The sequence below is a fragment of the Priestia sp. YIM B13552 genome, assembly GCF_042787775.1.
GTDB classification, from domain to species: Bacteria; Bacillota; Bacilli; order Bacillales; family Bacillaceae_H; genus Priestia; species Priestia megaterium_E.
Window position 1 is genome coordinate 878960 of record NZ_JBHZOU010000003.1, and the last position, 25796, is coordinate 904755.

The 25796-nt window shown below is 37.7% G+C and carries 23 protein-coding genes; 3 read left to right on the forward strand and 20 right to left on the reverse strand.

Going from position 1 to position 25796, the window contains the following annotated elements:
- Positions 1 to 226 precede the first annotated feature (226 nt).
- Positions 227 to 784, reverse strand: a complete 558-nt coding sequence (locus ACFX40_RS16620; protein ID WP_028408847.1) for a YdhK family protein — start codon at positions 782 to 784, stop codon at positions 227 to 229.
- 228 nt (positions 785 to 1012) lie between these two features.
- Here ACFX40_RS16620 and ACFX40_RS16625 point away from each other — a divergent pair, with 228 nt between their 5' ends.
- Entirely contained in the window at positions 1013 to 1441 is a 429-nt protein-coding gene (locus ACFX40_RS16625; RefSeq protein WP_028408848.1) for a hypothetical protein, read from the forward strand.
- Between the two features lie 138 nt (positions 1442 to 1579).
- On the opposite strand, the gene ACFX40_RS16630 is transcribed toward ACFX40_RS16625, so the two are convergent.
- From ACFX40_RS16630 to uxaC, 18 genes are all read right to left on the reverse strand, one after another.
- Entirely contained in the window at positions 1580 to 3997 is a 2418-nt protein-coding gene (locus ACFX40_RS16630; RefSeq protein WP_377255621.1) for a heavy metal translocating P-type ATPase, read from the reverse strand.
- 85 nt (positions 3998 to 4082) lie between these two features.
- Entirely contained in the window at positions 4083 to 4289 is a 207-nt protein-coding gene (gene copZ, locus ACFX40_RS16635) for a copper chaperone CopZ (RefSeq protein WP_013082796.1), read from the reverse strand.
- A gap of 14 nt (positions 4290 to 4303) precedes the next feature.
- Positions 4304 to 4636, reverse strand: a complete 333-nt coding sequence (locus ACFX40_RS16640) for a metal-sensitive transcriptional regulator (protein ID WP_013056612.1) — start codon at positions 4634 to 4636, stop codon at positions 4304 to 4306.
- A gap of 113 nt (positions 4637 to 4749) precedes the next feature.
- The gene (locus tag ACFX40_RS16645) at positions 4750 to 5430 is read right to left on the reverse strand and encodes a response regulator transcription factor (protein ID WP_377255624.1); all 681 of its coding nucleotides are present in this window, start codon (positions 5428 to 5430) and stop codon (positions 4750 to 4752) included.
- Between the two features lies 1 nt (position 5431).
- Complete coding sequence (locus ACFX40_RS16650; protein WP_098432667.1) at positions 5432 to 6808, reverse strand: sensor histidine kinase; 1377 nt, start codon at positions 6806 to 6808, stop codon at positions 5432 to 5434.
- Between the two features lie 377 nt (positions 6809 to 7185).
- Entirely contained in the window at positions 7186 to 7605 is a 420-nt protein-coding gene (locus ACFX40_RS16655; RefSeq protein WP_060747452.1) for a universal stress protein, read from the reverse strand.
- Positions 7606 to 7831: 226 nt separating this feature from the next.
- Positions 7832 to 8029 carry an IDEAL domain-containing protein gene (locus tag ACFX40_RS16660; protein WP_013056608.1) on the reverse strand — a complete coding sequence of 66 codons (198 nt, stop codon included), beginning with the start codon at positions 8027 to 8029 and terminating at the stop codon, positions 7832 to 7834.
- A 119-nt stretch (positions 8030 to 8148) separates the two neighbouring features.
- Complete coding sequence (locus ACFX40_RS16665; protein ID WP_176526438.1) at positions 8149 to 8307, reverse strand: hypothetical protein; 159 nt, start codon at positions 8305 to 8307, stop codon at positions 8149 to 8151.
- A gap of 143 nt (positions 8308 to 8450) precedes the next feature.
- Positions 8451 to 9947: a CoA transferase gene (locus ACFX40_RS16670; RefSeq protein ID WP_377255627.1), complete on the reverse strand. Its 1497-nt coding sequence runs from the start codon at positions 9945 to 9947 to the stop codon at positions 8451 to 8453.
- Between the two features lie 242 nt (positions 9948 to 10189).
- A complete protein-coding gene (locus tag ACFX40_RS16675) occupies positions 10190 to 10435 on the reverse strand; it encodes a DUF2164 domain-containing protein (protein ID WP_013082790.1) in 246 nt (81 codons plus the stop codon).
- 118 nt (positions 10436 to 10553) lie between these two features.
- Entirely contained in the window at positions 10554 to 11918 is a 1365-nt protein-coding gene (locus ACFX40_RS16680) for a glycoside-pentoside-hexuronide (GPH):cation symporter (RefSeq protein WP_028408855.1), read from the reverse strand.
- 94 nt (positions 11919 to 12012) lie between these two features.
- Complete coding sequence (locus ACFX40_RS16685; protein WP_098432664.1) at positions 12013 to 13962, reverse strand: beta-galactosidase; 1950 nt, start codon at positions 13960 to 13962, stop codon at positions 12013 to 12015.
- A gap of 608 nt (positions 13963 to 14570) precedes the next feature.
- The gene (locus tag ACFX40_RS16690; RefSeq protein WP_028408857.1) at positions 14571 to 15968 is read right to left on the reverse strand and encodes a glycoside hydrolase family 28 protein; all 1398 of its coding nucleotides are present in this window, start codon (positions 15966 to 15968) and stop codon (positions 14571 to 14573) included.
- Between the two features lie 42 nt (positions 15969 to 16010).
- A complete protein-coding gene (locus ACFX40_RS16695; protein WP_377255630.1) occupies positions 16011 to 17501 on the reverse strand; it encodes a UxaA family hydrolase in 1491 nt (496 codons plus the stop codon).
- Positions 17502 to 17513: 12 nt separating this feature from the next.
- Complete coding sequence (locus ACFX40_RS16700; protein ID WP_098432662.1) at positions 17514 to 18977, reverse strand: tagaturonate reductase; 1464 nt, start codon at positions 18975 to 18977, stop codon at positions 17514 to 17516.
- 117 nt (positions 18978 to 19094) lie between these two features.
- Entirely contained in the window at positions 19095 to 20108 is a 1014-nt protein-coding gene (locus tag ACFX40_RS16705) for a LacI family DNA-binding transcriptional regulator (protein ID WP_028408860.1), read from the reverse strand.
- A gap of 102 nt (positions 20109 to 20210) precedes the next feature.
- Positions 20211 to 21593 carry a glycoside-pentoside-hexuronide (GPH):cation symporter gene (locus tag ACFX40_RS16710; protein ID WP_377255633.1) on the reverse strand — a complete coding sequence of 461 codons (1383 nt, stop codon included), beginning with the start codon at positions 21591 to 21593 and terminating at the stop codon, positions 20211 to 20213.
- Positions 21594 to 21640: 47 nt separating this feature from the next.
- Positions 21641 to 23062 (reverse strand): glucuronate isomerase, encoded by a 1422-nt coding sequence (gene uxaC / locus ACFX40_RS16715; RefSeq protein WP_098967154.1) that lies wholly within the window; start codon positions 23060 to 23062, stop codon positions 21641 to 21643.
- Positions 23063 to 23580: 518 nt separating this feature from the next.
- Here uxaC and ACFX40_RS16720 point away from each other — a divergent pair.
- Both ACFX40_RS16720 and ACFX40_RS16725 read left to right on the forward strand, forming a co-directional pair.
- Entirely contained in the window at positions 23581 to 23775 is a 195-nt protein-coding gene (locus ACFX40_RS16720) for a twin-arginine translocase TatA/TatE family subunit (RefSeq protein ID WP_033578725.1), read from the forward strand.
- A gap of 109 nt (positions 23776 to 23884) precedes the next feature.
- The gene (locus ACFX40_RS16725) at positions 23885 to 24976 is read left to right on the forward strand and encodes an AI-2E family transporter (protein ID WP_016763781.1); all 1092 of its coding nucleotides are present in this window, start codon (positions 23885 to 23887) and stop codon (positions 24974 to 24976) included.
- 332 nt (positions 24977 to 25308) lie between these two features.
- On the opposite strand, the gene ACFX40_RS16730 is transcribed toward ACFX40_RS16725, so the two are convergent.
- Positions 25309 to 25659: a VOC family protein gene (locus ACFX40_RS16730; protein WP_013056601.1), complete on the reverse strand. Its 351-nt coding sequence runs from the start codon at positions 25657 to 25659 to the stop codon at positions 25309 to 25311.
- Positions 25660 to 25796 lie beyond the last annotated feature (137 nt).

Sequence of the window (25796 nt, forward strand, 5' to 3'; positions counted from 1 at the left end):
TCATGCAAGAAATCCCTCATGATAAAACATAAAACAAGAAGTAAACAAAAAGAGATTGAGTCATAAATAAATCAATCCAACCTACAGTTAGAAGCAACCACCTACGTTCACCATAACAACGAAAAAATCCGAACGAGTTGGATTCTCAATCAAGAATCTCGATTCATCGTTCGGACCTTTTTTTACCTAAAATACTTTTGTACCAGCCTCTTTTTTCGCTAATAGTCTATTTGGCTGAAAGTTCACTTTCGGTTACCCACTTGTGATTTTTTACTTTCTCTCCGCCTGTAGTCGGTGCGTAGTCTACCATGTATACCGTTGTTTTTTCGGCTGAATCAATCGTTGCTTTTGCCCCTTTCATACCTTTCATATGATCTGCTTCAAGCGTTACTTCGCTGCCTGGCTTTAACTGCTCGTTATCCGCGTCTTTTATTTCTTCTTGAATAACCCACTTATGATTTTTTACTTTTTTTCCGCCAGTCTTTGGCGTATACGAAACGGTATAGGCCGTAGTGTCGTAAGCACCAACAATCGTTGCTTCAGCCCCGTTCATGCCTTTCATATGATCTGCTTTTATAACGGCTTTATCTCCGACTTTATATGTTGGATTCTCTGCTTTTTTTAACCCTTTTGGAACCTCTCCTGAACTAGAGTGATTCATCTCTGAGTGATCATGCATGGATTCGTTTTTGTCAGCTGAAGGCTTTTCATGACTAGAATCGTTTCCGCATCCGCTTAGTCCAATAATGACAGATGCCCCAAGAATAAATAGCTGTTTTTTCATAACAGTCCCTCTTTTCCACATAATAAACTTTAAAATAAAAATCATTTAATCATTAGAAACAACTTACCTTTGCCTACTCTTCTTCTTTTCTTTATTGTAGCTAGAATTTGTGCAGATTTTGTGAAGATGAAGATAATTGGGCACGAATAATTCCTGTTCCTAAAAAAGGCCCTCGTATGAATCACTTACCACAAGGAAAAAGTATAAAAATAAAAGGAGGAAAGAAACATGCTAAAAATACGCTTTGCTCTGTCCTCACTCTTACTTGCGTTTAGCTTGGTGATGGGAGCCCCTTTTGCTTCCGCATACTCCACTCTCTCATCTAGCGTACAAAAAATAGAAGTAACGTCCATTAAAATGAAAACGCTCAAAACATTTATCGATGAACAAGATATGAATGCATTCACCAACAGTATAAAAAAGGCTCAGCATATGAAACTTCTCTTAGATGAAGAATCTGCTGGGAGCATCGATTGCAAAATGACCATTACCTATGAAGATGGTTCTAGCCGTCATTATTTCATTTGGATTATGGATGATGGACGTGATGTGTTAATTGCTCAGCAAAAGCATCCAGAAGACCTTCATCTTAAAGGGTATGAATTGAATCAAAAAAATTCCTTGCACCTAACAAAGCTGCTAAAGAATATTCTTTAGCAGCTTTGTTTTTAGATCACTTTTACCGAGAATGACTCGTTGACTCTAATATTTTTTAGTTTATATTGCCCACATAGCATATACTGCTATGACTGCGAGCACGTACAAAATTGCTGAGACGATCCACTTTTTCATATATTATAGCCTCACTCTCTGCAATCGCAGTGCATTTAATACAACCGACACAGAACTAAAGGCCATCGCGGCTCCAGCGACCCAAGGGGCTAACAGCCCAACTGCTGCAATTGGAATACCAAGCGTGTTATAGCCCATTGCCCAGAATAAGTTTTGCTTAATATTAGAAATTGTTTTTCTACTCATTTCAATCGCATCTGCAATGCTCATCAAGTCTCCTCGCATCAGCGTAATATCAGCGGCTTCCATCGCTACATCCGTTCCTGTTCCGATGGCCATTCCAATATCAGCTAACGCAAGTGCAGGAGCATCATTAATACCGTCTCCTACCATGGCGACTTTTTTACCTTGCTGCTGAAGCTTTTTCACTTCTTCTGCTTTGCCTTCTGGCAACACTTCTGCTATAACGTGCTCAATACCCGCTTGCATCGCAATAGCCTGAGCTGTTTGACGATTATCACCTGTAATCATCATCACTTCTAAACCAATTTCTTTTAACCTGGAAACTGCTTCTTTAGAAGTCACTTTAATGGTATCTGCAACAGCAAGCATGCCGGCATATTTTCCGTCAAGAGCAACGAGCATAACCGTTTTTCCTTCTCGTTCTAAATTTGTCATTTCTTCTAAGGCTGTATCAATATTCACTTTATGTTGGTTCATAAGCTTTCTTGTTCCCACTAACAGCTCTCGCTCTTGTACAGTTGCTTTCACTCCATACCCTGGAATAGCTTCAAAAGATAACGGATCTTGAATCTCTATACCTTTATTTTTTATACCTGCTACGAGTGCTTGAGCGAGAGGATGCTCCGACAAACGCTCAGCCGATGCAACTAACTGCAATAGCTCATTTTCTTCGTAGTCTTGTGCAATACGTACATCGGTTAACTCGGGAGTTCCATTTGTAACAGTTCCCGTTTTATCTAAAAGAATCGTATCGATTTTATGCGTTGCTTCTAAATGCTCCCCGCCTTTAAACAAAATACCAAATTCTGCTGCGCGGCCCGACCCCGCCATAATGGAAGTTGGAGTAGCTAAGCCTAACGCGCATGGACATGCAATCACTAGTACGGCAATGAGCTTTTCTAAAGCCGGTGCAAATTCGCCAGGCGCAATCCAAATATACCAAACAAAGAAAGTAAGAAGTGCAATTCCGACTACAATTGGCACGAATATACCTGAGATATAATCAGCTAATCGCTGAATAGGCGCTTTAGAACCCTGCGCTTCTTCTACTACTTTAATAATTTGTGCAAGCGCCGTCTCCCTGCCAACGTTTGTAGCTTTTATTTTTAGAAAACCATTTTTATTAAGTGTGGCCCCAATGACTTTATCTCCAATGTTTTTATCTACCGGTACGCTTTCACCTGTCAGCATGGACTCATCTAAGGCCGATTGCCCTTCAATAATCTCTCCGTCTACAGGCACTTTTTCACCAGGCTTAATAAAAATAACTTCGCCTTTTTGGACTTCTTCCACTGGAATTTCAACTTCCGCTCCGTCTCTTATGACAACGGCCGTTTTAGCCTGTAAGCCCATCATCTTTTTAATTGCCTCTGAAGAACGGCCTTTGGCGTTTGCTTCAAATAATTTCCCTAAAAGAATCAGCGTAATCAATATAGCGCTCGTTTCATAGTAAAGCTGATTCGTATGAGCAGATGACCCAAGTGATTTAAGAGAAAAGTATAGACTGTAGAAATAAGCTGCACTTGTGCCTAGTGCTACTAAAACATCCATGTTGGCACTTTTGTTACGCAGAGCTTTAAATGCGCCTACATAAAATTGCTTCCCTACCACGAATTGAACAGGCGTAGCTAAAGCAAGCTGAACCCATGGATTCATCAGCATATGAGGTAAAGGAATAAACGACGTAAACGTAAAATGGCTAACCATTGCCCATAATAACGGTACGCTTAAAATAAATGAAAACCAAAACTTTCCTTTTTGTTTACTCAGTTCTTTTTCTCTATAGCTTTGCTCTTCTTCTTTTTCTTCCGACTTTAGCTTTGCTCCGTATCCAAGCTTTTCAACTCGCTTCGTTATATCTTGCGGAGCTATTTGAGAAGGGCTGTATTCAACAGAAGCCGTTTCTAAAGCAAGGTTAACACTTGCCTTTGTCACGCCTTCTAATTTGTTCAACCCTTTTTCAATACGAGTCGAACAAGCGGCGCACGTCATGCCCGTAATAGCAAATTCGGCTTTTTCACTTACAACTCCGTACCCAAGCTTTTCAATTTTTTCTTCAAAGGCCTGTGGACTTGTTTTAGACGGATCAAATATGATAGTAGATCTTTCCAAAGCCAAATTTACGTTTGCTTCTTTTACACCTTCTATTTTTTTTAATCCTTTTTCAATTCGGTTAGAACACGCTGCACATGTCATACCCGTAATTTGCAAGGTGGCTTCTTTTTGTTTGTCACTCATCACGTTTCGCCTCCTGTTATATACCTATTAGGGGTATATAATTTTCCTAAATCAAGCGTGCGAAGGTATTCGCACGCGATGCTGTTTATGCTACGTCATAACCTTGGTCATCAATAGCCTCTTTAATATCTTCGACCGTTACTTGACTTGGATCAAATGCAACTGTTACTTTTGCATCTTCTAAGCTTACTTCTACGCTTTTAACGCCATTAAGTTCGCCTACACCGCCTTCAACAGCTTTGACGCAATGACCGCAAGACATTCCTTGTACTGATAATGTTACGTTTTCCATTTCTAACATCTCCTTTATTTCATTAATCGTTTAATGGTTGTTAATAATTCATCTACTACTTCTTCATCACCATCTTGCACCCGTTCTACAATGCAATGCTTCAAGTGACCTTCAAGCAAAATTTTACTTACACTATTTAAAGCAGACTGCGCAGCTGCGATTTGAGTAATCACGTCGTCACAATACGTATCTTTTTCGATTAATCCTTTAATTCCTCGAATTTGTCCTTCAATTCGATTTAATCGGCTTGTTAGATTTTTTTTCACTTCTGGAGAATGGTGACTTTTTCTTTCACTATTTATCGTACAACATTTTTCTTCACTGTTCATGTGATTCGCTTCGACCATCTAACATCCTCCCTTCATGACTTCATCATACTATACCCCCCTACCCTATGTAAAGGGAAAAGGTCGCTTACTTTATCTTTCCACCAATTTCGATAGCTATGCTCATATCATTTTCAACTAACATCAACCCACTTATAGCCTATTCCCCATACGGTTTGCAGGTATTCGTCTACAGGAAAACCCGCTTTTCTAAGCTTATCCCGAACATTTCGCACATGGGAGTCAATAGTCCGATCTCCAATCTCAGCCTCATATCCCCACACTAACACAAGCAAGTCGTCCCGGCTGAACACACGATTTAAATGCTGAAGAAGTAATCCCACTAATTCAAACTCTTTAGGGGTCACTTGAATGTACTGATTTTTATATTGTAATACGTGGCCTTCCTTGCTCCATACTAACCCTTTATAGGTGATTTCATTCTTTTCTTTTGAGGAGCGTCTAAGAACCGCGCTGATACGTGCAACCAATTCTTCTTCACTAAACGGTTTAGTAATATAGTCGTCTGCACCTATATTTAATCCTTTTACTACATCTAACGTTTGGCTGCGGGCTGTGAGCATAATGACCGGTAGATCAGACATTTTTCTTACTTTTTGGCAAATCTCCCATCCATCTTCGCTTGGCATCATAATATCTAATAACATCAAATCTGCTTTGTTACCTTCATAAAGATAGCGCAGCGCTTCTGTGCCTTTTTCAAATTTTATACATGTAAATCCGTTTGGCAGCAGATAAAGTTCTAGTAAATCCAGCATCCTTGCTTCGTCATCTACTAATAAAATAGTGGCCATCCTATCCATCCTCTCTTAATACAATCTCTACAGCCGTTCCTTTTCCCATCTCGCTTATGATTGTTATTTCTCCTCCATGAGCTTCTACAATCTCCTTTACAATTGATAAGCCTAATCCGTATCCTCCGCTTTTTCTCGAGCGAGATTTTTCCACTCGATACAGCTTGTCAAATACATAAGGCAGATCTTTTTCTGGAATACCTATTCCTTGATCTTTAAGAGTTATTGTCAATGATTCAGCTGATTTTTTTACAATTAAATCAATTTTAGCCCCTTCTTTTGAATATTTCATTGCGTTATCAAGTAAATTGATAATCACTTGCTGAAATCTTTCAGGATCTAGTGAAACGTAAAGGTCTTGAGGGCAGCTTATGTCCAGCTCCATCTCTTTTTCTTTTAAAGCTAAATGAAAATGTGCGCATATGGTGTGCAAATACGTAGCCAGTTCTACTTTTTGTTTTTGAATAAAAAATGTGTGCTGATCCAGCTGCGCCAGCTGAAACAAATCTTTGACTAACTGTGAAATTCTTTCCGCTTCTTCTTCCACAATGGCAAGATATTTATCACGTTCTTGCGGTGTATTAGAAGGTCTTCTCGCTACGTCCGCATAGCCCTTTAAATACATCAAAGGAGTTTGAAGTTCATGTGAAATGCTGCTTAAAAATTCATTTCTCTCTTTTCGTAACCGCTGCAGCTCATTTGCTAGCGACTGAATGGACATTCCTAATTGTCCAAGTTCATCTCTTGAATGAGCACCAAGCTTTACAGACAAATCCCCTTGACTCAGCTTCTCTGTTGCTTTTTTCATCTTGATTAAAGGAGCGGTTATAAATTTAGACAGAGCAAAAATAGTCACAATCGAAAATAAAATGGAAACAGCTCCCGCTACGTAAAAATGATGCTGCAGTCTCGCAATCATTTCGTGAATATCATTTGTGTTTTTGAACATATAAACCGTCCCAAACTGCTGACGGCCTTTTTTAATAGGTGATGCTGTGGCGATATAAGGTTTGCTTTTCCAGTCGCCTTGCATAATTTCACCTTTGTATGTAAGAGACTTTCCTTTCCATTTCTCTACTGCTTTTCTTGCACCTTGAATTAAAGGCCTAGACGAACTGATAATTTTTCCTGTTTTATCTGTTATGACAACATCAGTTTCTGCTTCAGATTCCATCAGTGCAACATGGTTAAGCGTAGCCGAATCATGATGCTTCTCTAATACTTCCCGGTGACTGTTTCCTCTTAAACGCAAACTTTCTAATTCCTCTGAAATTCGTGTGTTGGCAAGACCGCTATATAAGTAAAAAAAGAGCGCAGCTTCAATTAGTAAAATGAACATTAAAAACAAGAGTCCGAGCTTAATAGAAATTCGATTCATTTATTCACATCCTTTGCTTTCATTATAGAAGTAATAATTGAAGAAACTGTGCAGAATAAAGCATACATGATTAAATAACCATTATTCTCTGACAGTTTACCACAGGTATCTGACAGCTTAGCGTATAAAATACGTTTATCATAATGTAAATTTCGAACTCACTAAGCACGCAGCACTACATAATCCAAAAACAAAAAAAGATGGAGACATAACAAAATCCCTCCAATCCACAGCTAGAAGCACCTATATACAGGAAACCTGCGTTCACTATATCAATAAAATCAACAAAAAACCCGAACGAGTTGGATTCTCCATCAAGAATCTCGATTCATCGTTCGGATTTTCCTTCAACTAAAATACTTTTTCCCAGCCTCTTTTTATTTAACAATGATAACAGGACATTCTGCAGATTGAGCAACTTCGTGACTTACACTTCCTAAAAATGTCTCTTTCACAAAGCCCTTTCCTCGACTTCCTATTACAATGACGTCTTGTTGATTGTCATGTGCGTATTCGATAATTTTCTTTGAAGCAGTGCCCTCTAAACCGTATGCCTCATATGGAATACCTGATTGAGTTAAATGATTGTGAGCTTCAGATAAAATATCGCGGTTTTCTTCTTCTATCAGTGCGTCTAAGTCAACGCTAAAAACAGGCTGCTGCAAGTGAATTCTTTCCTTAATATGTACAATTGTCAGCTTATTAGCATTTACGCTTTTAGCTAGTTTACTTGCATGTTGAAGAGCACGAATAGAAGGTGCCGAACCGTCAAAGGCGACTAAGATTTTGTTATACATATAAAGAACCCTCTCTCTTTTTGTTCTTTCATGATGCGCTGCCATCTAGATGCTGTAGATGATAAAGCAAAAAATAATAAAGTAAGAGACTTCTTGATTTTTGCTTTATCATCCATACTATACTTTTACCGCTTTCAGAAAAAATAAAACATTTATCCGTTTTTTTCCATATAAAAAGCCTTTGCTTCTAGTGAGCAAAGGCTGATTGTTTATGTTAGTAGGTTATTTAACAAACTTCTTTTAACTCTTCAGTTAAACGTAAAAAAGTTTCTTTATCTCTTTTTTCTAAAGACTGATCAATTTGCAGTAAAAGCTGTGCTTTTTTAAAGTCACGAAGAGATTTGTTTAGCACTAGTTGAGCTGCTGTCGCGTCTGATACTTTTACTTCTTCTTGTGTCATTTTGCGGGACGTATAGTTTTCCATTACAAGTCAACTCCTCATCCTTTTCGCTATTATATAAGAAATCATATAATTATTCAAATATTTTTTCTTATTTTTCATTTTAAATGTGCCTCTCAAAATGAGGTTTGGACATACCCAAATCATTTTAATCCAAAGGCGAGCGAATTGGATTGAATTGATTTTTGTTCAAGGCTTCGCTTTCCGCGGGCGGCCGGTGAGTCTCCTCGTCGCTTATACTCCTGAGGGGTCTCACCTGTTCCGCTTTTCCCGCAGGAGTCTTCGCCTTGCCCTCCAATCAACAGCTAGAAGCAACAGAATATACAAAATCCACGTTCACCATCACCATGAAAAAATCCGAACGAGTTGGATTCTTTATCAAGAATCTCGATTCATCGTTCGGATTTTTTTTTAACTAAAATACTTTTGTCTCAGCCCCTTGTTATCACAACCACTCTGGGCGTGAAGAACCTCGAGGAACCAGAACCGTTTTATATTCCCCTGGAGTTTCCGACATTTCGATTTGTTCCGTAAGCCCTTGGTACAATCCTAAAGGTGTTTGGGCTGTAAAGAGATCTGGTGCAATGTACTCGTGCTTCTCTGACGAACCAGCTGTTTGATGAGCGTACGCTTTGTCATAGATGCCCATTGATAAAATCCATAAAGATACGCGATCTAATGATACACGCACGCGGTAGCTGCCTCCTTCTTTTGCTCTTCTTTCCAGTGCCATTAAAGCACCGACTTCAAGCAGCCAAGAAACCGCATAATCATTGACCACTACAATAGGAGGCAGCTTAGGATTTTCTGGCGATCCTTCTAACGCCATGACTCCCGTTACGCTTCCCGCTGTTTGGTCAAATCCATTTCTTTTTGCCCACTCTCCTTCCGTTCCATGCAGGTTGACCGTGCAGTGGATGATTCCTGGTTTTAGTTCGGCACACTCTTCAGCTGTTAGACCGTATCTCTCTAGAAATCCGTATCGACGGTTCGCAAAAAAGATATCGGCTTCTTTTAGCAGTTCAACCATTTTTTCTTTTCCTTCTTTTTCACCAATATCTAGCGTTGAAGAGCGCATACCGACATTAGACGTAGCGTAAATCGTATCATGCTCCCAATCCGTTGGCTTCCAAATATTTAACACGTCCGCACCGTGTAAAGCGAGCGCTCTACCAAATCCTGCTCCTGCAATAACATGACCAAGGCCTAATGCTCGAACACCATCTAGCGGCGTTTTAGGATTCTTTGAAAAAGGAATCGGCTCACTTTCTCCAATCTTTTCAATTTCAATTAAAGGAAGTTGCGCTACTTCTTCATACACTGGTTCTTTCATAAACTCTTCAATTGTCCGCACAACAGGCATGATAACTCCTCGCTCCGCTGCAGATTTTTCTAATTCTTCTGCATTCCAACCGCGAATTGCTTTTGCCACTGCATCAGGGTCTTCTATACAATTTAACAGCTTTAGCGTTTCATGCTTAGAGCGTGGATATGGATTCAGCGGCATCACCCATTTGTTATCTTTTGTTTGATAAAAGCGAAAGCCTAATGGGTTATATGGATCATTTGCTTTATTTGGTGCGTACCCATTAAGCTTTTCCCATTTTTTATCGTAAAAAGGTGATAATCTTCGGATAGCTTTTCGTAAATCCATATGAATATCTTGACCTTTTCCTCCGCGTATTTTCCAAATTTTTGAGACAGCTACTGACTTAGCAACTAGTGCAATAGCTGCTGCTGAGGCAAGGCGCAGCGTACTAGGAACAATCGGATCTTCTCCGTAAAATGTAATGCTTCCTCCGCTGTCTTTTGCTGATAAGCCAACTCCTTGAAGCACATTTTCCAGCTCTTGATAGATATCAAAATCACTATTATCTGTTAAACGATTTTCATTTGCTTTCACAATAGATTTTGTTAGCTGATCTTTCGTAATGTTGCTCACGTATAGTCCCTTCTTTCCTCATATAATTACCTCATTATGTCCCTGCTTGCTGAAGTTATGCCCTCATCGAGTTAAATCAAAACACTCCAAATGTAACCTTTACGTTAACGTTAATATTATCTTAAAACGAATGTATCATATATCACTTGGTGGAACAAATAATTTGTTTCATAGACAAAAAAAGCGCTTTATGTTTTTGTACATAAAGCGCTTTTTTCCTACTTCATATTTTCTTTTTCGAACTATTTTTCAATCGGTTTTTTTAATGCATGTAAATTTTCTTCTGCAGAAAGCATGACTTGGTTCATAATATCTTCTGCATCTTTAATTGCTTGGTTATAAAAGTGAGGACCGATATGTTCTTTAATAAACTCTAATACATTTTCTGCTGCAAATTCACTGATTTCTTCATCTCGTTCGTTATAAAAAAACGTTTGAATTTCATTCAGCATTTTATCTTTATCTTCTTTTGAAAAATTAATAAACATAAACAAAACTCCTCTTTACATTGATATCTGTCTACCTGACATCATAGCAAGAGGAGCTGAGAAAATGCAGTCTTTTTTTCTTGTTGTTTTTGTGTACAATGCTTATGCTAATTTTTAATTAGCTAGGCACCTTCATAGCCGATTTTTCTTTTGTGCGGCTCGAGCGCTTTTTCATATCCTGTAAAATTTCTAAATATCTCTTTTCCGTTAACTCATATTTTGCGAGTGGAACAAGTGATAACAAGCAAAGGATGCCCGGAATGATCGTAAAGATTAAAGCAATCCAAATGAGCGTGCTATGTGATTGAATTTGATTTGGCACATAACCTACTGCTGAAAGAATATACCCGCCTACTGCTCCACCCACTGCTGAAGCAACCTTTGTTTTGAAAATATTCGTAGAAAATACCATTCCTTCCGCTCGGTTCCCCGTTTTCCACTCGCCGTATTCTACACAGTCAGCGAGCATAGATGTTTGAGCAATGTTGCTAACTCCACCGCCGAAAGAAGCTAAAAAGCTTAAAATCATCACTGGCATAACGTGAAAACCGGTTGCAAACATTGTAAGAGTAGCTACAGCATTTAGGGCAATTCCTCCTATTGCTGCGCGTTTCTTTCCAAATTTATTTGAAATGAAAGGAGACGCGATCGCTCCTACAATTTGTGCTGTGAAAAATAAGGTTAAATAAAGAGACGCGATATTCTCTGCATTTAAATTGTATTTAAAATAGTAAATAGAAAACGTAGTTCGAATTGTTAAAATCGTTTCAACTAAAAGCATCGAGAAAATTAGATAACGCAACGGTTTATTTTGAATAAATAAGTTCCAAACTGCTTTTGGCGTCTGCTTTTCCTGTCTTTTTACGGTATAGTTTTCTTTTACTCCTGAAAATGTAATAATCATTGTAATCATTAAGATACACGCATAAATAAGACTCAGCATAAACCAGTTTCCAAAATAATGAGCTAGTGGAAGAGTTAATAAACTAGCAAATAAAGACCCTACTGCTGCAATGGTTCTAGGAAACGCCACTACTTTATTTCGTTCTTTTACATCTTGTGTAATCGTTGCTGAAAGCGACCAATAGGGAATATCCATAATAGCAAAGCTTGTTCCCCATGCGATATAGGTGATATAAGCGTAAATTAATTTTCCTGTATGAGAAAGATCAGGACTAATAAAACACGCGACTGTAGCCACAGCTGCAAAAAATCCGCCTATTAAAAGATAAGGCCTAAACTTACCAAATCTCGTTTCTGTATTATCAACAATCATTCCGATAATAATGTCTGCAATCCCATCCCATATCCTAGCAATAAGAAATAAAGTTCCTACAGCTGCGGCATTTAATCCTACGCTGTCCGTATAAAAAATCATTAAATATGTACTTGTTAATGCATAAATAATATTGTTTCCAAAGCTTCCCATTCCGTATGATAGTACGGTTTTCAGAGAAACTTTTGACTGTACCCCCATGCTCATATAACCTGACTCCCTTCTCCTCTAAAACGCTTTCATATCTATTATGAGTGACTAGAATCTCATTGCTTTATGAGATTCTAGTCTCCTGTTGCTACTACATGTTTTCTACAACTCGACTTTCGTAAGGCTGCAGAACAATATCTTTAAATACTTTTAGTTCTGGCGTATGGTTCATAAGGAAGTAATAACTTTTCTCTCCAAGCTTGCGAGGATATACTTCAATCCCCTCTTCACTTTCCGTATGCTCAATCTGCTGCTCTTTTACAATATCAAGCGCAATTTTTTCAAACGTTTGCCCTTCAATTCCACAGCCTACATAATAAACCGTCCCGCGACCAAACTGATTTTTTGTTACAGCGGCTTGATTATAGAATGGATCATCATACTCATACAGCACTTCAGCTGTTACAGGTGTGACAATGTCTCTCCAAACGGACGCACTTGACTGTTCTCCTTCATACGGTCCTACCCCTTTAATGCCTGCTTTTTGAGTAGAAGACAGTGCTTCCACTTCATGAATTTCGATGCCTGTTATTTCTTTTACATATCCAGGCAGCGTCTGTTTAAAGTGAATATTATTTTGTTTGTCTTTAATGCCGGTTCTAAACGTAAAAACGATGACGCCTCCGTTTTCAGTAAATTCAGTAAATCTCTTACCTAGTTCTTCATCAATTATTTGCAAAGCTGGAACAACCAGTACTTTATAGCTTGAAAAATCTCTCGCAGCAGGAATAACATCAATAGGTGTATTCAACTTATAAAACGGTGTATATCCTCTAAGAAGCTCTTGCGTAAAGTCAAATCCTTCACTTTGCTGCTGAAAGCGCCATGACCATATATTTTCATAGTCATACAAAACGGCAACGTCGGATTTAATATCAGACTCAAGTACATGTTCATAATGAACGATTTCACTAAATAACGACTGAACTTCTTTGTAGCGTCTTCCATAGTGATTATCGTGACCTACAACTCCATAGCAGTACTGCTCGGCTCCTCTTGTCATTCCGCGCCAACGGAAATACAGCATATTCGTACATCCATGAGCAAAAGCCTGATAAGACCACATCTTTGCCTGGTTAGGTCGCGGAAGATAACCGATGACATCATGACCTTGAGCGCCCATTAATTCCTCTACAATCCAGAAGTTTTTATGTAGCAAACCTCTATTAAAATCATGCCCTAGTGCAATATGAGCCGGGGTAATTGGCTCTGTTTGACCGCCCCATACCGGATAATTGTCATAAGATACAAAGTCCATTACTTCTAGATTTTCTTCATGATCAAACCATTTATCAAAGAAGCCTCCTGATACGTTCGTTGTCAACAGCTGGTGATCACCTTTATATTTCTTTACAATCGCTGTTTGTTCGTGAGCGTATCTGTTTAACGAAAAAGAGCGAAAGCGCGCCCAGTCAAGCTTTAACGAAGGGCTGTGGGTCGTAATTGTTTTTACAGGCATAGGCACTTCAGTAAACTCGTTATATGTTTGTCCCCAGAAAATAGTGCCATACTTCTCATTTAACTCATTGATGTCTTTGTATTTTCTTTCTAAAAACTGCTGAAACTCTTTATGACATTGTTCGCAGTAACACATGTCACTGCCTTCATGGCCAAATTCATTGTCAACTTGCCATGCTACGATTGCGTCTTCTGAGCTGTATTGTTTTACTAATTGTTCTGTAATCTGAGCGCTATACTTCCGGTAAAGAGGCGAATTAAAACAATATTGACGTCTTCCTCCAAAGGCTCTGATCGCCCCGTTCTCATCTTTTGATAAAATAGAAGGATGCTGTTTCGCAAGCCAAGCCGGAAAAGTGGCAGTAGGCGTACCAAACATAACATCAATATTTTGTTTTTTAAGCTTATTGATAACGCTATCAAAAAAGGAAAAGTCATATTCACCTTCTTTAGGCTCCATTAGATGCCAAGCAAACTCTCCTATTCTCACCATGTTTGATCCTAGCTCTTTAATGCCTTGGATATCTTCTTCTATCATATTCTCTGGCCAATGTTCAGGGTAATAATCGACACCGATGTACATTTTTCTCTACTCCTATCTATTTCTTTATTTCATTAAATGAACGATTTGCTGCTACTTATTAAGGTCTACTCGGAAACGGTGATCAAAAGCAAAAAAATCACATTTATTTTCTTCATAAATAAATCTCTATTCAACTTTCAAGATACATACTCCCTAATCTTTTAAAACGCTTACAAGTTTATTTTATGAACTTTATTCAAAATATTCAATGGTAAAAATTTAGAGAAAAACATCCTTTTTTTGCTCTTTATTAAAAGAAAGAATAAAACGCTTACAAAGACAAATGTTTTTATAATTCTTTTATATATCTTCCCTCACACTTCCCATATCCACATTTAGGTAATAAATTGCTTAGAAAACAATCGTCAAAAGTAATTTCTTTCATACATGTTATCTATCAATTAGTAAGAGTCATTTGACTTATCTATAAAATAGTAAAAATTACAGAGCAGGTTTTTACCATTATTAACACATTAAACCCACGTTCATCATCACAACAAAAAAAGACCGCACAATTAATCAATACTCTCGATTAATTGTGCGGATACTTCTTGGGCTAAGATACTTTTGTTCCGCCTTTTACTTGCAGGTGATTATAAACACACCTTTTACCGGTTTGTGTTCATGCAGCTTCCATTTATACAAAGCTCTTCAAACACAGGATCCTTTACATTTTCCATCAATAATGGTGTTGCAACATGCTGGAAATTAGAATGACGAATCGTTAGGTTTGTGACGGGAGAACGTTCATAGGCTCGAATCCACAAGCCGTATTTGCCTCCGTTGCTTTGCAAGTTTTCTATGTTGATATTACGAACGACGGGGGTAAAATTCCCTGTGTCTCCTTCTTCATAGTACATGTCTATTTGAATCACTTCACTGCCTACGCTTTTGACCGTATTGTTGCTAAAGTCAATATCTTCAATCGTTCCGCCGCGAACTGAATTTGTTTTAATGCGCAGCGCCCGGTCTAGATTGGGACTGTCCATAACATTGTGCTGAGCAAATACGTTCCGGACACTTCCTGATATTTCACTGCCGATTACAACGCCCCCGTGGCCATCTTTCATTTCGTTTCCTTCAATAATAATGTTTTCACTTGGTACGTTGATTCTTCTTCCATCTGCATTACGCCCCGACTTAATCGCAATACAATCATCTCCATTGTCAAAATAAGAATCTTTAATAAGCACATTTTTACTTGATTCAGGGTCTACTCCATCATTATTAGGACCGTGACCTATAATTTTTACATCATCAATTAAAATGTTCTCGCTTAAGACGGGATTAATTTGCCACATTGGCGAATTTAAAATGGTTACACCTTTTATCATAATATTTTTACTGTGATAAGGCTGAATAAAACTAGGTCTCAAATAGTGCCCTTTACCAAATACGCGCTCTTTAACAGGAACGTTCTCTTCTGCCATTTTAAACAGCAAATCGCGATCTTGCTGTTGATTCGGCTCGCCTTCTTTCCATCCAAACTCCTTTTTTCCTTTCCAAGGCCACCAATGTTCGTTATCCCCCTGTCCATCTAACGTACCTTCTCCTGTAATCGCGATATTTTTTTCGTTATACGCATAGATAAGCGGTGAATAATTATATAGCTCCACGCCTTCCCATCTTGTTAAAACAGCAGGTAAGTATTTTTCAGGATTTTGACTAAACTTAATCGTAGCTTTTTTCATTATATGAAGATTTACATTGCTTTTTAAATAAATCGCACCGGTAACATAAGTTCCTGGTGGGACAACAACGCGCCCTCCTCCTGCTTTGTTAGCCGCTTCGATTGCTTTTTTAAAAGCAGCCGTTGAATCAGACTTTCCATTTCCTGCTGCTCCGTACCGCTTAACATTAAACGTACGGTTTGGAAATGAAGGAGGCTGAATTTGTTCTTTAACTGCTGTTATTTTTTCACTTGCTGAAAGAGCTTCCCCTTGGGCAGAAAACGGTAAAGCAAGCATAAGAGTTATCACAAACAAAGAAAGCACATATTTTTTCACTAGCTTTTCTCCTTTCGTTTAACAATCTAGTAACCGACTTATTTATAAAGTAACGCCTGTTTTAAAAATGGCCATTTCTCTAAAATCATTTTTTTCGTTATTTACAAGCTCTCCGCTAGAAACTCCAATCATGTACTCAATAAAGCTGTCTAACGTAGCTTCTTCCGTTTCGCCTTCAACCAGCACTCCTCCATTAAAATCAATCCAGTGCGGCTTTTTGTTATAAAGAGCGGTGTTTGTGGAAATTTTCATAGTAGGTACAAACGTTCCAAACGGCGTTCCTCGTCCCGTTGTAAACAGGACAATATGACACCCTGAAGCCGCTAAAGCAGTTGAGGCAACTAGATCATTTCCAGGAGCACTTAATAGATTTAAACCGTTAATTTGTAGGCTGCCTCCGTACTTTAACACATCTACGACTGGGGCCGTTCCTGCTTTTTGAGTGCAGCCAAGTGATTTATCCTCTAATGTTGTAATACCGCCTGCTTTATTACCGGGAGAAGGATTTTCATACACCGGCTGATTGTGATTGAGAAAGTACGTTTTAAAATCGTTAACAAGATCAACAATTTTATTAAATGTTTCTTCATCAACGGCTCTTTCCATGAGCAAGGTTTCTGCTCCAAACATTTCAGGCACTTCCGTCAAAACCGTTGTGCCTCCTTGAGCAATGAGCCAGTCGGAGAATTTGCCGAGCAGCGGATTTGCCGTAATACCTGATAATCCATCTGATCCACCGCATTTAAGACCTACTTTCAGCCTTGAAATATCAACGTCTTCTCTTTTATCATCTTTAGCAGCATCATAAATTTCTTTTAGCAAAGCGACTCCTGCCTCAACTTCATCCTCAACGTCTTGAGATTGTAAAAACTTCACTCTGCTTTCATCAATTGTACCTAGTGCTTGTTTAAATTCTGTTAAGCTATTATTCTCACATCCAAGCCCTAATACTAATACGCCTCCAGCATTTGGATGCTGTACCATTCTCGTAAGCATAGTTCTTGTATTACGGTGATCGTCACCGAGCTGAGAACATCCGTAATTGTGTTTTAGAACGGTTACATGCTCAAAAGGCGATATCTCCCCTATTTCTTTTTGAAACTGTTTAATCATTTGTTCGGCTATACCGTTGACGCACCCTACCGTTGGAACAATCCAAAGCTCATTTCTAATTCCGACATCTCCGTTTTTGCGGCGATATCCTTTAAACGTTAGCGGTTGGTTTTTTTGTTTAGGAACTGCTAACTTTTGATGAAACTTATATTCATTAACATCGTTTAAATTTGTTGTTGCGTTATGCGTATGCACCCATTCACCAGGTGAAATAGAGTGAGTCGCATGCCCGATTGGAAAACCGTATTTTACAATGTTGCCGCCCGCTGAAATTGGCGTAAGAGCTATTTTATGGCCCCGTTTCACTTCTTCTTTTAGAGAAATTTCTTTTCCATCAACCATAAGGTTCTCTTGTGCTAAAAAATCTCGTAAAGCTACTGCCACATTATCTTCCCGATGAATACGAATTACTTCTTTCATGTGCTTCACCTCTTACTGTTTAGTTGCGGTTACATAGAGAATTTCTTTCATTGCCTGTTTCATTCCGAAAGTTTCAATAGCTAAGACTCCAGTCGTTACGACTTCTGTTAAGCTAGGAATTATATTTAAATCCTCTCCCCAATGCTCTTTATATCCCAGCACTTCTTTTACAATGTAAGAAATGCTTTTTTCAGTACCGTCATACGTATTCCAAAGGGATTCATACATTTCTAGAACTGCAGGGTCATCTGATAGTTCAATTTTCCCTCCTTCTCTCTTCCCTTTATAAAAAGAAATGAGGGCACTGAGGGAAAATGTAAGCAAGACAGGCAGCGTTCCTTGCTTTTGGACATACTCTTTAAGAGTTGGGATGTTTCGCGTTTTAAACTTTGTCATGCTGTTCAAAGAGATGCTCATTAATGCGTGGTGGATAAACGGATTTTGAAAGCGTTCTAATGCAGATTTAGCAAATGGCAAAGACTCTTCTTCCGAAACAGGTAAGCAAGGAATAATTTCTTCATATAAACATTTTCGAATAAACGTTCCGATTACTTCATCTTCGACTGCTTCTCTGACCGTATTTAGTTCCGCTAAATACGCAACAGGCATCATAGCAGTATGAATACCGTTTAAAATTCTGACTTTCTGCAGCGCATACGGTGCAATGTCGTTCACAAATTTTACATGTAAACCAGCTTCTTCCGCAGGAAACTCCGCTTTCACCCACTCTGGTCCTTCAATAACCCATAAGTAAAATGGCTCTGCGATAACAAAAAAATCATCTTCATAACTCACTTCAGCCAGTGTATTTTTATCGTTTGGATACCCTGGCACAATTCGATCAACAAGCGTGCAGCAAAAAGCGTTTGCTTCGTGTATCCACTCGGTAAATTTCTTTTCTAAGTTCCATTTGTCGGCATAGCGCAATACCATTTTCTTTAACAAGTCCCCGTTTCGCTCCACTAATTCACAAGGAAGGATAATAAGTCCCTTTGTGGGGTCTCCTTGAAAAGCTTTAAACCGCTTATATAGAAATGCTGTGACTTTCCCTGGAAAACTCTTTTGCGGTGCATGTTCCAAGCGGTCTTCTTCTAAAAATGCGATGCCTGCTTCTGTTGTATTAGAAATAAGAAATCTTAGCTCTTCTTTCTCCGCTAATTGCATATACGCCTCATAATCTTCATATGGATTTAGACCTCGGCTAATAGATTCAATTACTTCATGTTCTTTGACTGCTTTACCGTCTTGAATTCCTTGAAGAGAAACCGTAAACAAACCGTCTTGCTCATTCAATTTACCTGCATTTCCCGTAATTCTCGGATTGACAGCTACTATACTGCCTTTAAATGCAGTGTGTTTGTTCATTTGATGAATTTGCCAATCAGCAAACCCTCTTAGAAATACGCCTTCTCCAAACTGCAGTACTTTTTCTGGGTATATACGTGTGTTAGCTTGCATCTGACGGTTTAACTTCATGTTAGCATCTCCTTCTTTGCACACATTAACATTGTTATTTTTATAGCTTTTTATATTGTTTTATTACTTAAAAATGTTAACGTTAACATTTTTGGGCCGGTTATACTAAATAACCGGCTACATAGATGAGCGTGACTTTACAGACTGGCGAACCATTAATTCGGTATTAATTAAAACTTTATTTTGCAGCATCTTTTTGTCATCTTTGTCCATTAATGATAAAACTGCTTCTGCTCCGGTCATGCTGATTTTCTCGATTGGTCTTTTAACGGTTGTGAGTGAAGGAGTGGTGTATTTGGCTAATTCAATATCATCAAATCCAATAATTGAGATATCATTGGGTACGTTTAGCCCAGACTCGAATGCGGCGTTCATAGCACCGATTGCCATATCATCATTTGAACAAAAAACAGCAGTAGGTGGCTGCTTTAACCTTAACAGTGCTTTCATTCCTTCATATCCGCTTTGCATATCGTAATTTCCTTGAATCATATACTCTTGGCGAATGGAAACATTGTGATCAATTAACGAGTTAAGAAATCCTTCCTTACGCTGCTGAGTTGATTTAAAACCTTCTATTCCTTCTATGATTGCAATATGTCTGTGACCTAATTCAATCAAATATTCGCCGGCTTTGTAGGCTCCTTCTTTGTCATTTGACAAAATATTAATAATCGATGAATCGTCAACTTGGCGGTTGAGCACAATCAACGGGATGCCTTTTTCTACTACGTTATATATAAAAGTGTTATCACGGTCGCTTTGACTCATTAAAATAATCGCATCAAAGCGTTTATTGTTGATGTACGTATAATCATCATAATCGTCAATCCCTCTTACAAATAAATTATACTGAACATCAATTACTTTACTTACCCCTCTAATACTATCCACTAAAAAACTTGGCGACGTACCGTTTGCCATGCTCGTAAAAAACAATCCAATTGTATGAGATTTTTGAAGCACTAAATTTTTCGCATGATAATCAGGAATATAGTTAAGCGTATTTGCAATCTCTAAAATTTTCTTTTTTGTTTTTTCTTTAATAAGCGGACTATTGTTTAATGCACGCGAAACCGTTGTATGTGATACGTTTGCTAGTTTTGCAATATCCTTAATTGTAACACCCATTTCATTTACCTTCCTTTAATGAATCAGTATCGATTTTTATTATAAGGATATCACAAGTTAGTAGGAATAATAAGCAAATGGTGAATGTTATGACAGTTTTGACTAAGACCTAGCATGAATATCTTGGACAATCTCCGCGTGTTTCTTATCCGTTAGCTTATACATAAAACCAATAATCACTGCAGCAATGGATAAAGCAATAGCAGGATATAGTAACAGCAAACTTTTAATTCCCACTAATGTACCTGCCTTTTGTGCCACATTTGGGATATACCCAACTAACCCTAAACCAATACCTGATAAGAAGCCGGATAGCGACTGAGCAAGCTTTCGAGAAAAGTTGAACAGTGAATACGTTGTGCCTTCTTTTCTTTCGCCTGTTTTCCATTCACCATAATCAATAATATCTGATACAAATGCCCATGTAATCCCGTTAGGAATGCTGATACCTATAAAAGCAATACTTGCTAAAATCGTAAAAATTACGACGTTAGAAGGCATAAAGAAATTTACTGTGTCCGCTGCAATACTGATTCCTAAGCCAATCATTGCAGCTTGCTTTTTTCCAAATCGGCTAACAAGCTTTGGCAGCATAATGACTCCTAGAAAGGATGAACCAATAATAATAAAGTTCATGTAAGCCATCAATTTAACATTTCCTAAATTATACTGTGCGAAGTAAATAAGCATAGCCGATTTAATATTGTAAGCTGAAATGGTAAATACCGTCATAAACACTAAAATTAAAAGAGGTTTGTTACTTACAAACGTTTTAAAAATAGAGTTGACTGATAGTTTTTCTTTTGGACTCTCTTTTACGACAATGCGTTCTTTGCAATTGCGATAGCATACATAAAAAGCGATGATGCCAATGACCGACATAATTCCCATGACAACGGGATAACCGATTTTTTCATTTGGAAATAACAGAATGAGCGGTACAACAGCAATGCTGGTTACAAACAGTGCACCTAATGATCCTGTTTGACGAAAAGCAGCAAGAGACGTACGATCGGAAGTATTTTGAGTCATGGATGCGCCTAGCGATCCGTACGGAATATTGACAAATGAATAGCCAATTCCCCAAATCATATAAGAAGCGTACGCATAAATTAATTTACCCGCCGGTGAAAGGTTTGGAGAAATAAACGTGAGTACGGTTAAAATGGCCAACACCATACTTCCGAATAGTAAATACGGTCGGAATTTCCCTTTAGCTCCTATGTTTTGTCGGTAATCAATGGACGAACCAACAATGGGGTCGCAAACTGCTGCAAATAATTTACTTACTAGAAAAATTCCTCCCGCAGCCGCGGCAGGGATGCCTGCCACATCTGTAAAGAACTTCAACAAATACAACTGCCCCAAATCAAACATGAAACCGTTACCAAAATCACCCATACCATAAGATATTTTTTCTTTTACACTAAGATTTTTCTCTTCTACTTTTATTTCAACCTTTCTTTCAGTTGCCACAACACTCATGGTAATCCCCCTTCTCCCCTTGCAATTCTTTAAACTATTTTGCGTGTTTATTTTTGCAGAATATAGGCTGGAAAGCTAAAGTAGTCTTTAGCATTTTCATAACATATTCCTTTTACAATTTGCTCAAGCAGCTGCTGGTCATTAGGCACTTCCCCTTCTTCTACCCACGTACCGATTAAGCTGCATACTAATCTTCTGAAATATTCATGTCTTGTATATGAAAGAAAACTTCGGGAATCTGTCAACATACCGATAAACCGACTAAACAATCCAACGTTTGATAACGCTTTCATTTGTTCTAACATACCTTCTCTTTGATCATTAAACCACCAAGCCGTGCCAAGCTGCAGTTTGCCAGGGATGCCGTCTCCTTGAAAGCTTCCAATTATACTTGCTAATACATAATTATCTTTTGGATTTAACGAATATAAAATCGTCTTTGGCAAACTATTTTGTACGTCCATTTGATCTAAAAGCTGTACGAGAGGCTCTGCCACTTGTCCATCATACATCGAGTCATACCCTGTATCCGGCCCTAACTGGTGAAACATTTTTGTGTTATTGTTTCTAAGAGCATGAAGGTGAAATTGCATTGCCCAACCTAGCTCATTATAAAGATTCCCTAAAAAGATTAACGTATATGATTTGTATTTACTTTCTTCTTCAGTACTTACGCCTTCACCTTTTAAGGCTTTTAAGAAAATCTCCGAAACTTCTTCTTTCGAAGTCTTCGTATATACCATTTTGTTTAGTGCGTGATCAGATAAACGCCCTCCCATAGAATGGAAAAAACGAGCTCGACTTTCAAGAGCTTTTAACAAATCATCATAGGTGTGAATGAAATGATGTGAACAATCTTGCAGCTTTGCAATCCAGTTCTTAAACCCTTCTTGATTGATTTCAAGCCCTTTATCCGGACGAAAGCTTGGAAGTACTTGGGTCTCAAACTCTTGCAAATCTCTTAGTTTCATATGATACTCTAATGAATCTGTTGGGTCATCCGTTGTACAAATAACTTTTACGTTAGAACGTGTAATAAGATCTCTTGCACCAAACTTACCGCTGCGTAATTTCTCGTTTGCTTTTTCCCAAATAAACGGTGCCGTATGTTCATTTAATATTTCATCAATATCAAAGAAACGCTTTAACTCTAGATGCGTCCAATGATATAGCGGATTCCCAATTGTCATCGGAACTGTTTTAGCCCACGCGAGAAATTTCTCATAGTCACTTGCTGATCCTGTTATCTGTTCTTCTTCAATTCCGTTGGCTCTCATCAGTCTCCATTTATAGTGATCTCCATCTAGCCAAACGTTAGTTAACGTTTTAAACTGTTTATTCTCATAAATTTCCTGTGGGTTTAAGTGGCAGTGATAATCAATAATCGGCATATCTTTTGCGTAAGTATTATACAAGTGTGCTGCTGTTTCATTTGTTAATAAAAAATTGTCATCCATAAACTTTTTCATTCCCCTTCACTCCTTCATTTTTTGTTAACGTTAACAAAATTATATAAATTGATGAATACTCTTATTTATAGATAACTATATTAATAAGATATAATCTTCAGTACCAAAAATGTTAACGTTAACATTTTATTTAATTCTATTACTTATTTCTAAATTTTACAACAATTTATCTTTATATTTTTTCGTTTTTTTTCTTTCCTTGTTTTCATATACTGATTCTTTAATTTTAAAAACACGATTTCTGACATGATTCCATAAGAATTAAAGCAAATTTTTTTGCATAGAGCTTATAAGGTTACTAAGACGAATAGCTATCTTTAATGCTATAATTAGCGTCGGATGCGAAAGAAAAAAGTATCACTACAAGCATTTAAATCATACATAGCCGCTCCACCTTGTTTTCGTATCATTTAAAATAAAGGAATTTTAAAGAGAAAAGTGAATAGTATAAACATGCACTTTATTTACTATCTCTTTTTAATTTTCATATATTCATTGCTTTTAAAGGAGAGGATATCATGCCAGGAGCCACAAGCATGGTCGTAATCGGGATTACTGCCTTAATTGTATTTGGACCAAGTAAATTGCCGGACATAGGACGAGCATTTGGACATTCCCTGCGAGAATTTAAAAATGCAGCAGAAGGAATTATACAGGATGACGACAAAAAAACTCCAGAGGATACTACTGAAGATAAAGAGGAAAAAGCCTAATTTTTATTTAAATGAAAGTTATACAGACTAAAAAGCCCACTTTTAACGTGCAGTGGGTTTCTTTTTTGATGTATGATAGTAAAAAATAGTAAAGAAAGAGGGTAACTTTTTGTTTAAATCGAAACTGCATTTTTGGACATTAGAACTATTAATGATTGCTTTACTGATTTACATTTGTAAACATATTTCGTTTGTTTTTCTACCAATCGGTGTGTTTATCTCCACTTTGTTTTTCCCTATTCTTGTAGCTGGTTTTCTTTTCTTTTTATTCGAACCAATTGTGTCATTTCTCACAAGAAAAAAAGTGCCAAAAACACTGGCCATTTTACTATTATACGTTGTTTTTATCGGCGTAATTGCTTCTATTGTAGGCGGTGTGGGACCTACCTTATCTAAACAATTAACTGATTTGGCTAAAAATATTCCGTCTTACATTGTAGAAACGAGAGAGTACATAAATGATTTATCTAACTCAAGATGGTTTAACTGGCTGGTTGAACAAAAATATGTGTCGCTCGATCATATTGAAGAGTCACTTTTAAACTACGCGTCTACTTTACCTACGAATCTCACAAACAGTATTTCATCTGTTTTAAGCGTCGTAACCAATATTACACTTACGGTTGTAACCGTTCCTTTCATTCTTTTTTATATGCTCAAAGACAGCCATAAACTTCGTAAAAATACGCTGCGTATGGTTCCTGCTTCTTATCGAAAAGAAACGTTACGTACAATGAAAGAAACAACAAATACGCTAGCTACTTATATTCAAGGCCAAATGCTCGTTTGTTTGTTTGTCGGTATTAGTACATTCATTGGTTACCTCATCATCGGGTTGCCTTATGCATTAATACTCGCACTAATAGGAGCCCTTACTAATATTATCCCGTACGTCGGCCCTTTTATTGGCGTAGCACCCGCTTTAATCGTAGGCTTATTATACTCTCCTACAAAAGCGATATTAGTAATTATTGTCGTCGTAATCGTTCAACAGCTAGATGGGAACATTATTTCTCCGCTGGTAATTGGAAAGAAATTAAACACTCATCCTTTAACGATTATTATTTTATTGCTTGTTGCGGGTAATATTGCAGGAATACTCGGAATGATCTTAGCGATTCCGGCTTATGCTGTAACAAAAACAATTGTGATAAATATTGTAAGAATGATTCAATTCAGAAACAAATCTGTCAAGCTATAAAACGCAAAAGCAACCCAACAAAGAGGCTGGTATAAAGTTATTTTAGTTGAAGTTAAATCCGAACTATTAATCAGATTAGATTAATAGCTCGGATTTTTTGTTGTCATATTGAACGTAAGTTTCGTGCAGCTACTTCTGGCTGTTGTTTGGAGAGCAAGGCGAAGACTTCTTCGTGAAAAGCGGAAGGATTGAGGAGGATCATCGCCTGCCAGCGAAAAGCGAACTCTTGCACGGAACTCAACAGCGGTGTCACAAGCGGTTCAACTCCTTTATCCCATTTGTTTGTCTTTAGATTGAGGTAATTTCTTAATGTCTTTTATCTTCCCATGGGTTCAGCACTGACACACCATCAGATGATTTCCATCCGGATCTTTAAATGTAAACCAATGATTGTGTTGAATTCCTGTTGTTAGCTCTACTTTTTTCTGTTTCATATATTCATAAGCTTCTTTAATATCGTTTGTATTCAAATGAAATGCTGGCGTTTTAAAAAGCGTATTTTTTGAATAAGTTTTGCTATCTAATACAATTCCGGTTCCATTCATAGGTATCACATATAAATGATCATATAAAATGTCTCCATCTGCTATTAAACCTAGTATGTCACAATACCAATCTCGTGCTTTTTTTATGTCCTTTACAGGAATAAAAACCGTGCCTACTTCATTTAATATAGGGTTCATTTATGACCTCCGGTATGGATTTAGTAGTTTTACAAAGTATTCTCTTTTAATCGCTGATAACCTTTTATTTTGAGATACTTTCTATCAGTCCATTAAACTCGGTAGCAGAATTAGCAGTCTTGCGGACACGGCTATTC

What these genes read in the sequence shown, in the direction of transcription:
- ACFX40_RS16620 (WP_028408847.1), bottom strand. Translation starts at nt 784, where the DNA reads ATGAAAAAACAGCTATTTATTCTTGGGGCATCTGTCATTATTGGACTA.
- ACFX40_RS16625 (WP_028408848.1), top strand. Translation starts at nt 1,013, where the DNA reads ATGCTAAAAATACGCTTTGCTCTGTCCTCACTCTTACTTGCGTTTAGC.
- ACFX40_RS16630 (WP_377255621.1), bottom strand. Translation starts at nt 3,997, where the DNA reads ATGAGTGACAAACAAAAAGAAGCCACCTTGCAAATTACGGGTATGACA.
- copZ (WP_013082796.1), bottom strand. Translation starts at nt 4,289, where the DNA reads ATGGAAAACGTAACATTATCAGTACAAGGAATGTCTTGCGGTCATTGC.
- ACFX40_RS16640 (WP_013056612.1), bottom strand. Translation starts at nt 4,636, where the DNA reads ATGGTCGAAGCGAATCACATGAACAGTGAAGAAAAATGTTGTACGATA.
- ACFX40_RS16645 (WP_377255624.1), bottom strand. Translation starts at nt 5,430, where the DNA reads ATGGCCACTATTTTATTAGTAGATGACGAAGCAAGGATGCTGGATTTA.
- ACFX40_RS16650 (WP_098432667.1), bottom strand. Translation starts at nt 6,808, where the DNA reads ATGAATCGAATTTCTATTAAGCTCGGACTCTTGTTTTTAATGTTCATT.
- ACFX40_RS16655 (WP_060747452.1), bottom strand. Translation starts at nt 7,605, where the DNA reads ATGTATAACAAAATCTTAGTCGCCTTTGACGGTTCGGCACCTTCTATT.
- ACFX40_RS16660 (WP_013056608.1), bottom strand. Translation starts at nt 8,029, where the DNA reads ATGGAAAACTATACGTCCCGCAAAATGACACAAGAAGAAGTAAAAGTA.
- ACFX40_RS16675 (WP_013082790.1), bottom strand. Translation starts at nt 10,435, where the DNA reads ATGTTTATTAATTTTTCAAAAGAAGATAAAGATAAAATGCTGAATGAA.
- ACFX40_RS16680 (WP_028408855.1), bottom strand. Translation starts at nt 11,918, where the DNA reads ATGAGCATGGGGGTACAGTCAAAAGTTTCTCTGAAAACCGTACTATCA.
- ACFX40_RS16685 (WP_098432664.1), bottom strand. Translation starts at nt 13,962, where the DNA reads ATGTACATCGGTGTCGATTATTACCCTGAACATTGGCCAGAGAATATG.
- ACFX40_RS16695 (WP_377255630.1), bottom strand. Translation starts at nt 17,501, where the DNA reads ATGAAAGAAGTAATTCGTATTCATCGGGAAGATAATGTGGCAGTAGCT.
- ACFX40_RS16700 (WP_098432662.1), bottom strand. Translation starts at nt 18,977, where the DNA reads ATGAAGTTAAACCGTCAGATGCAAGCTAACACACGTATATACCCAGAA.
- ACFX40_RS16705 (WP_028408860.1), bottom strand. Translation starts at nt 20,108, where the DNA reads ATGGGTGTTACAATTAAGGATATTGCAAAACTAGCAAACGTATCACAT.
- ACFX40_RS16710 (WP_377255633.1), bottom strand. Translation starts at nt 21,593, where the DNA reads ATGAGTGTTGTGGCAACTGAAAGAAAGGTTGAAATAAAAGTAGAAGAG.
- uxaC (WP_098967154.1), bottom strand. Translation starts at nt 23,062, where the DNA reads ATGAAAAAGTTTATGGATGACAATTTTTTATTAACAAATGAAACAGCA.
- ACFX40_RS16720 (WP_033578725.1), top strand. Translation starts at nt 23,581, where the DNA reads ATGCCAGGAGCCACAAGCATGGTCGTAATCGGGATTACTGCCTTAATT.
- ACFX40_RS16730 (WP_013056601.1), bottom strand. Translation starts at nt 25,659, where the DNA reads ATGAACCCTATATTAAATGAAGTAGGCACGGTTTTTATTCCTGTAAAG.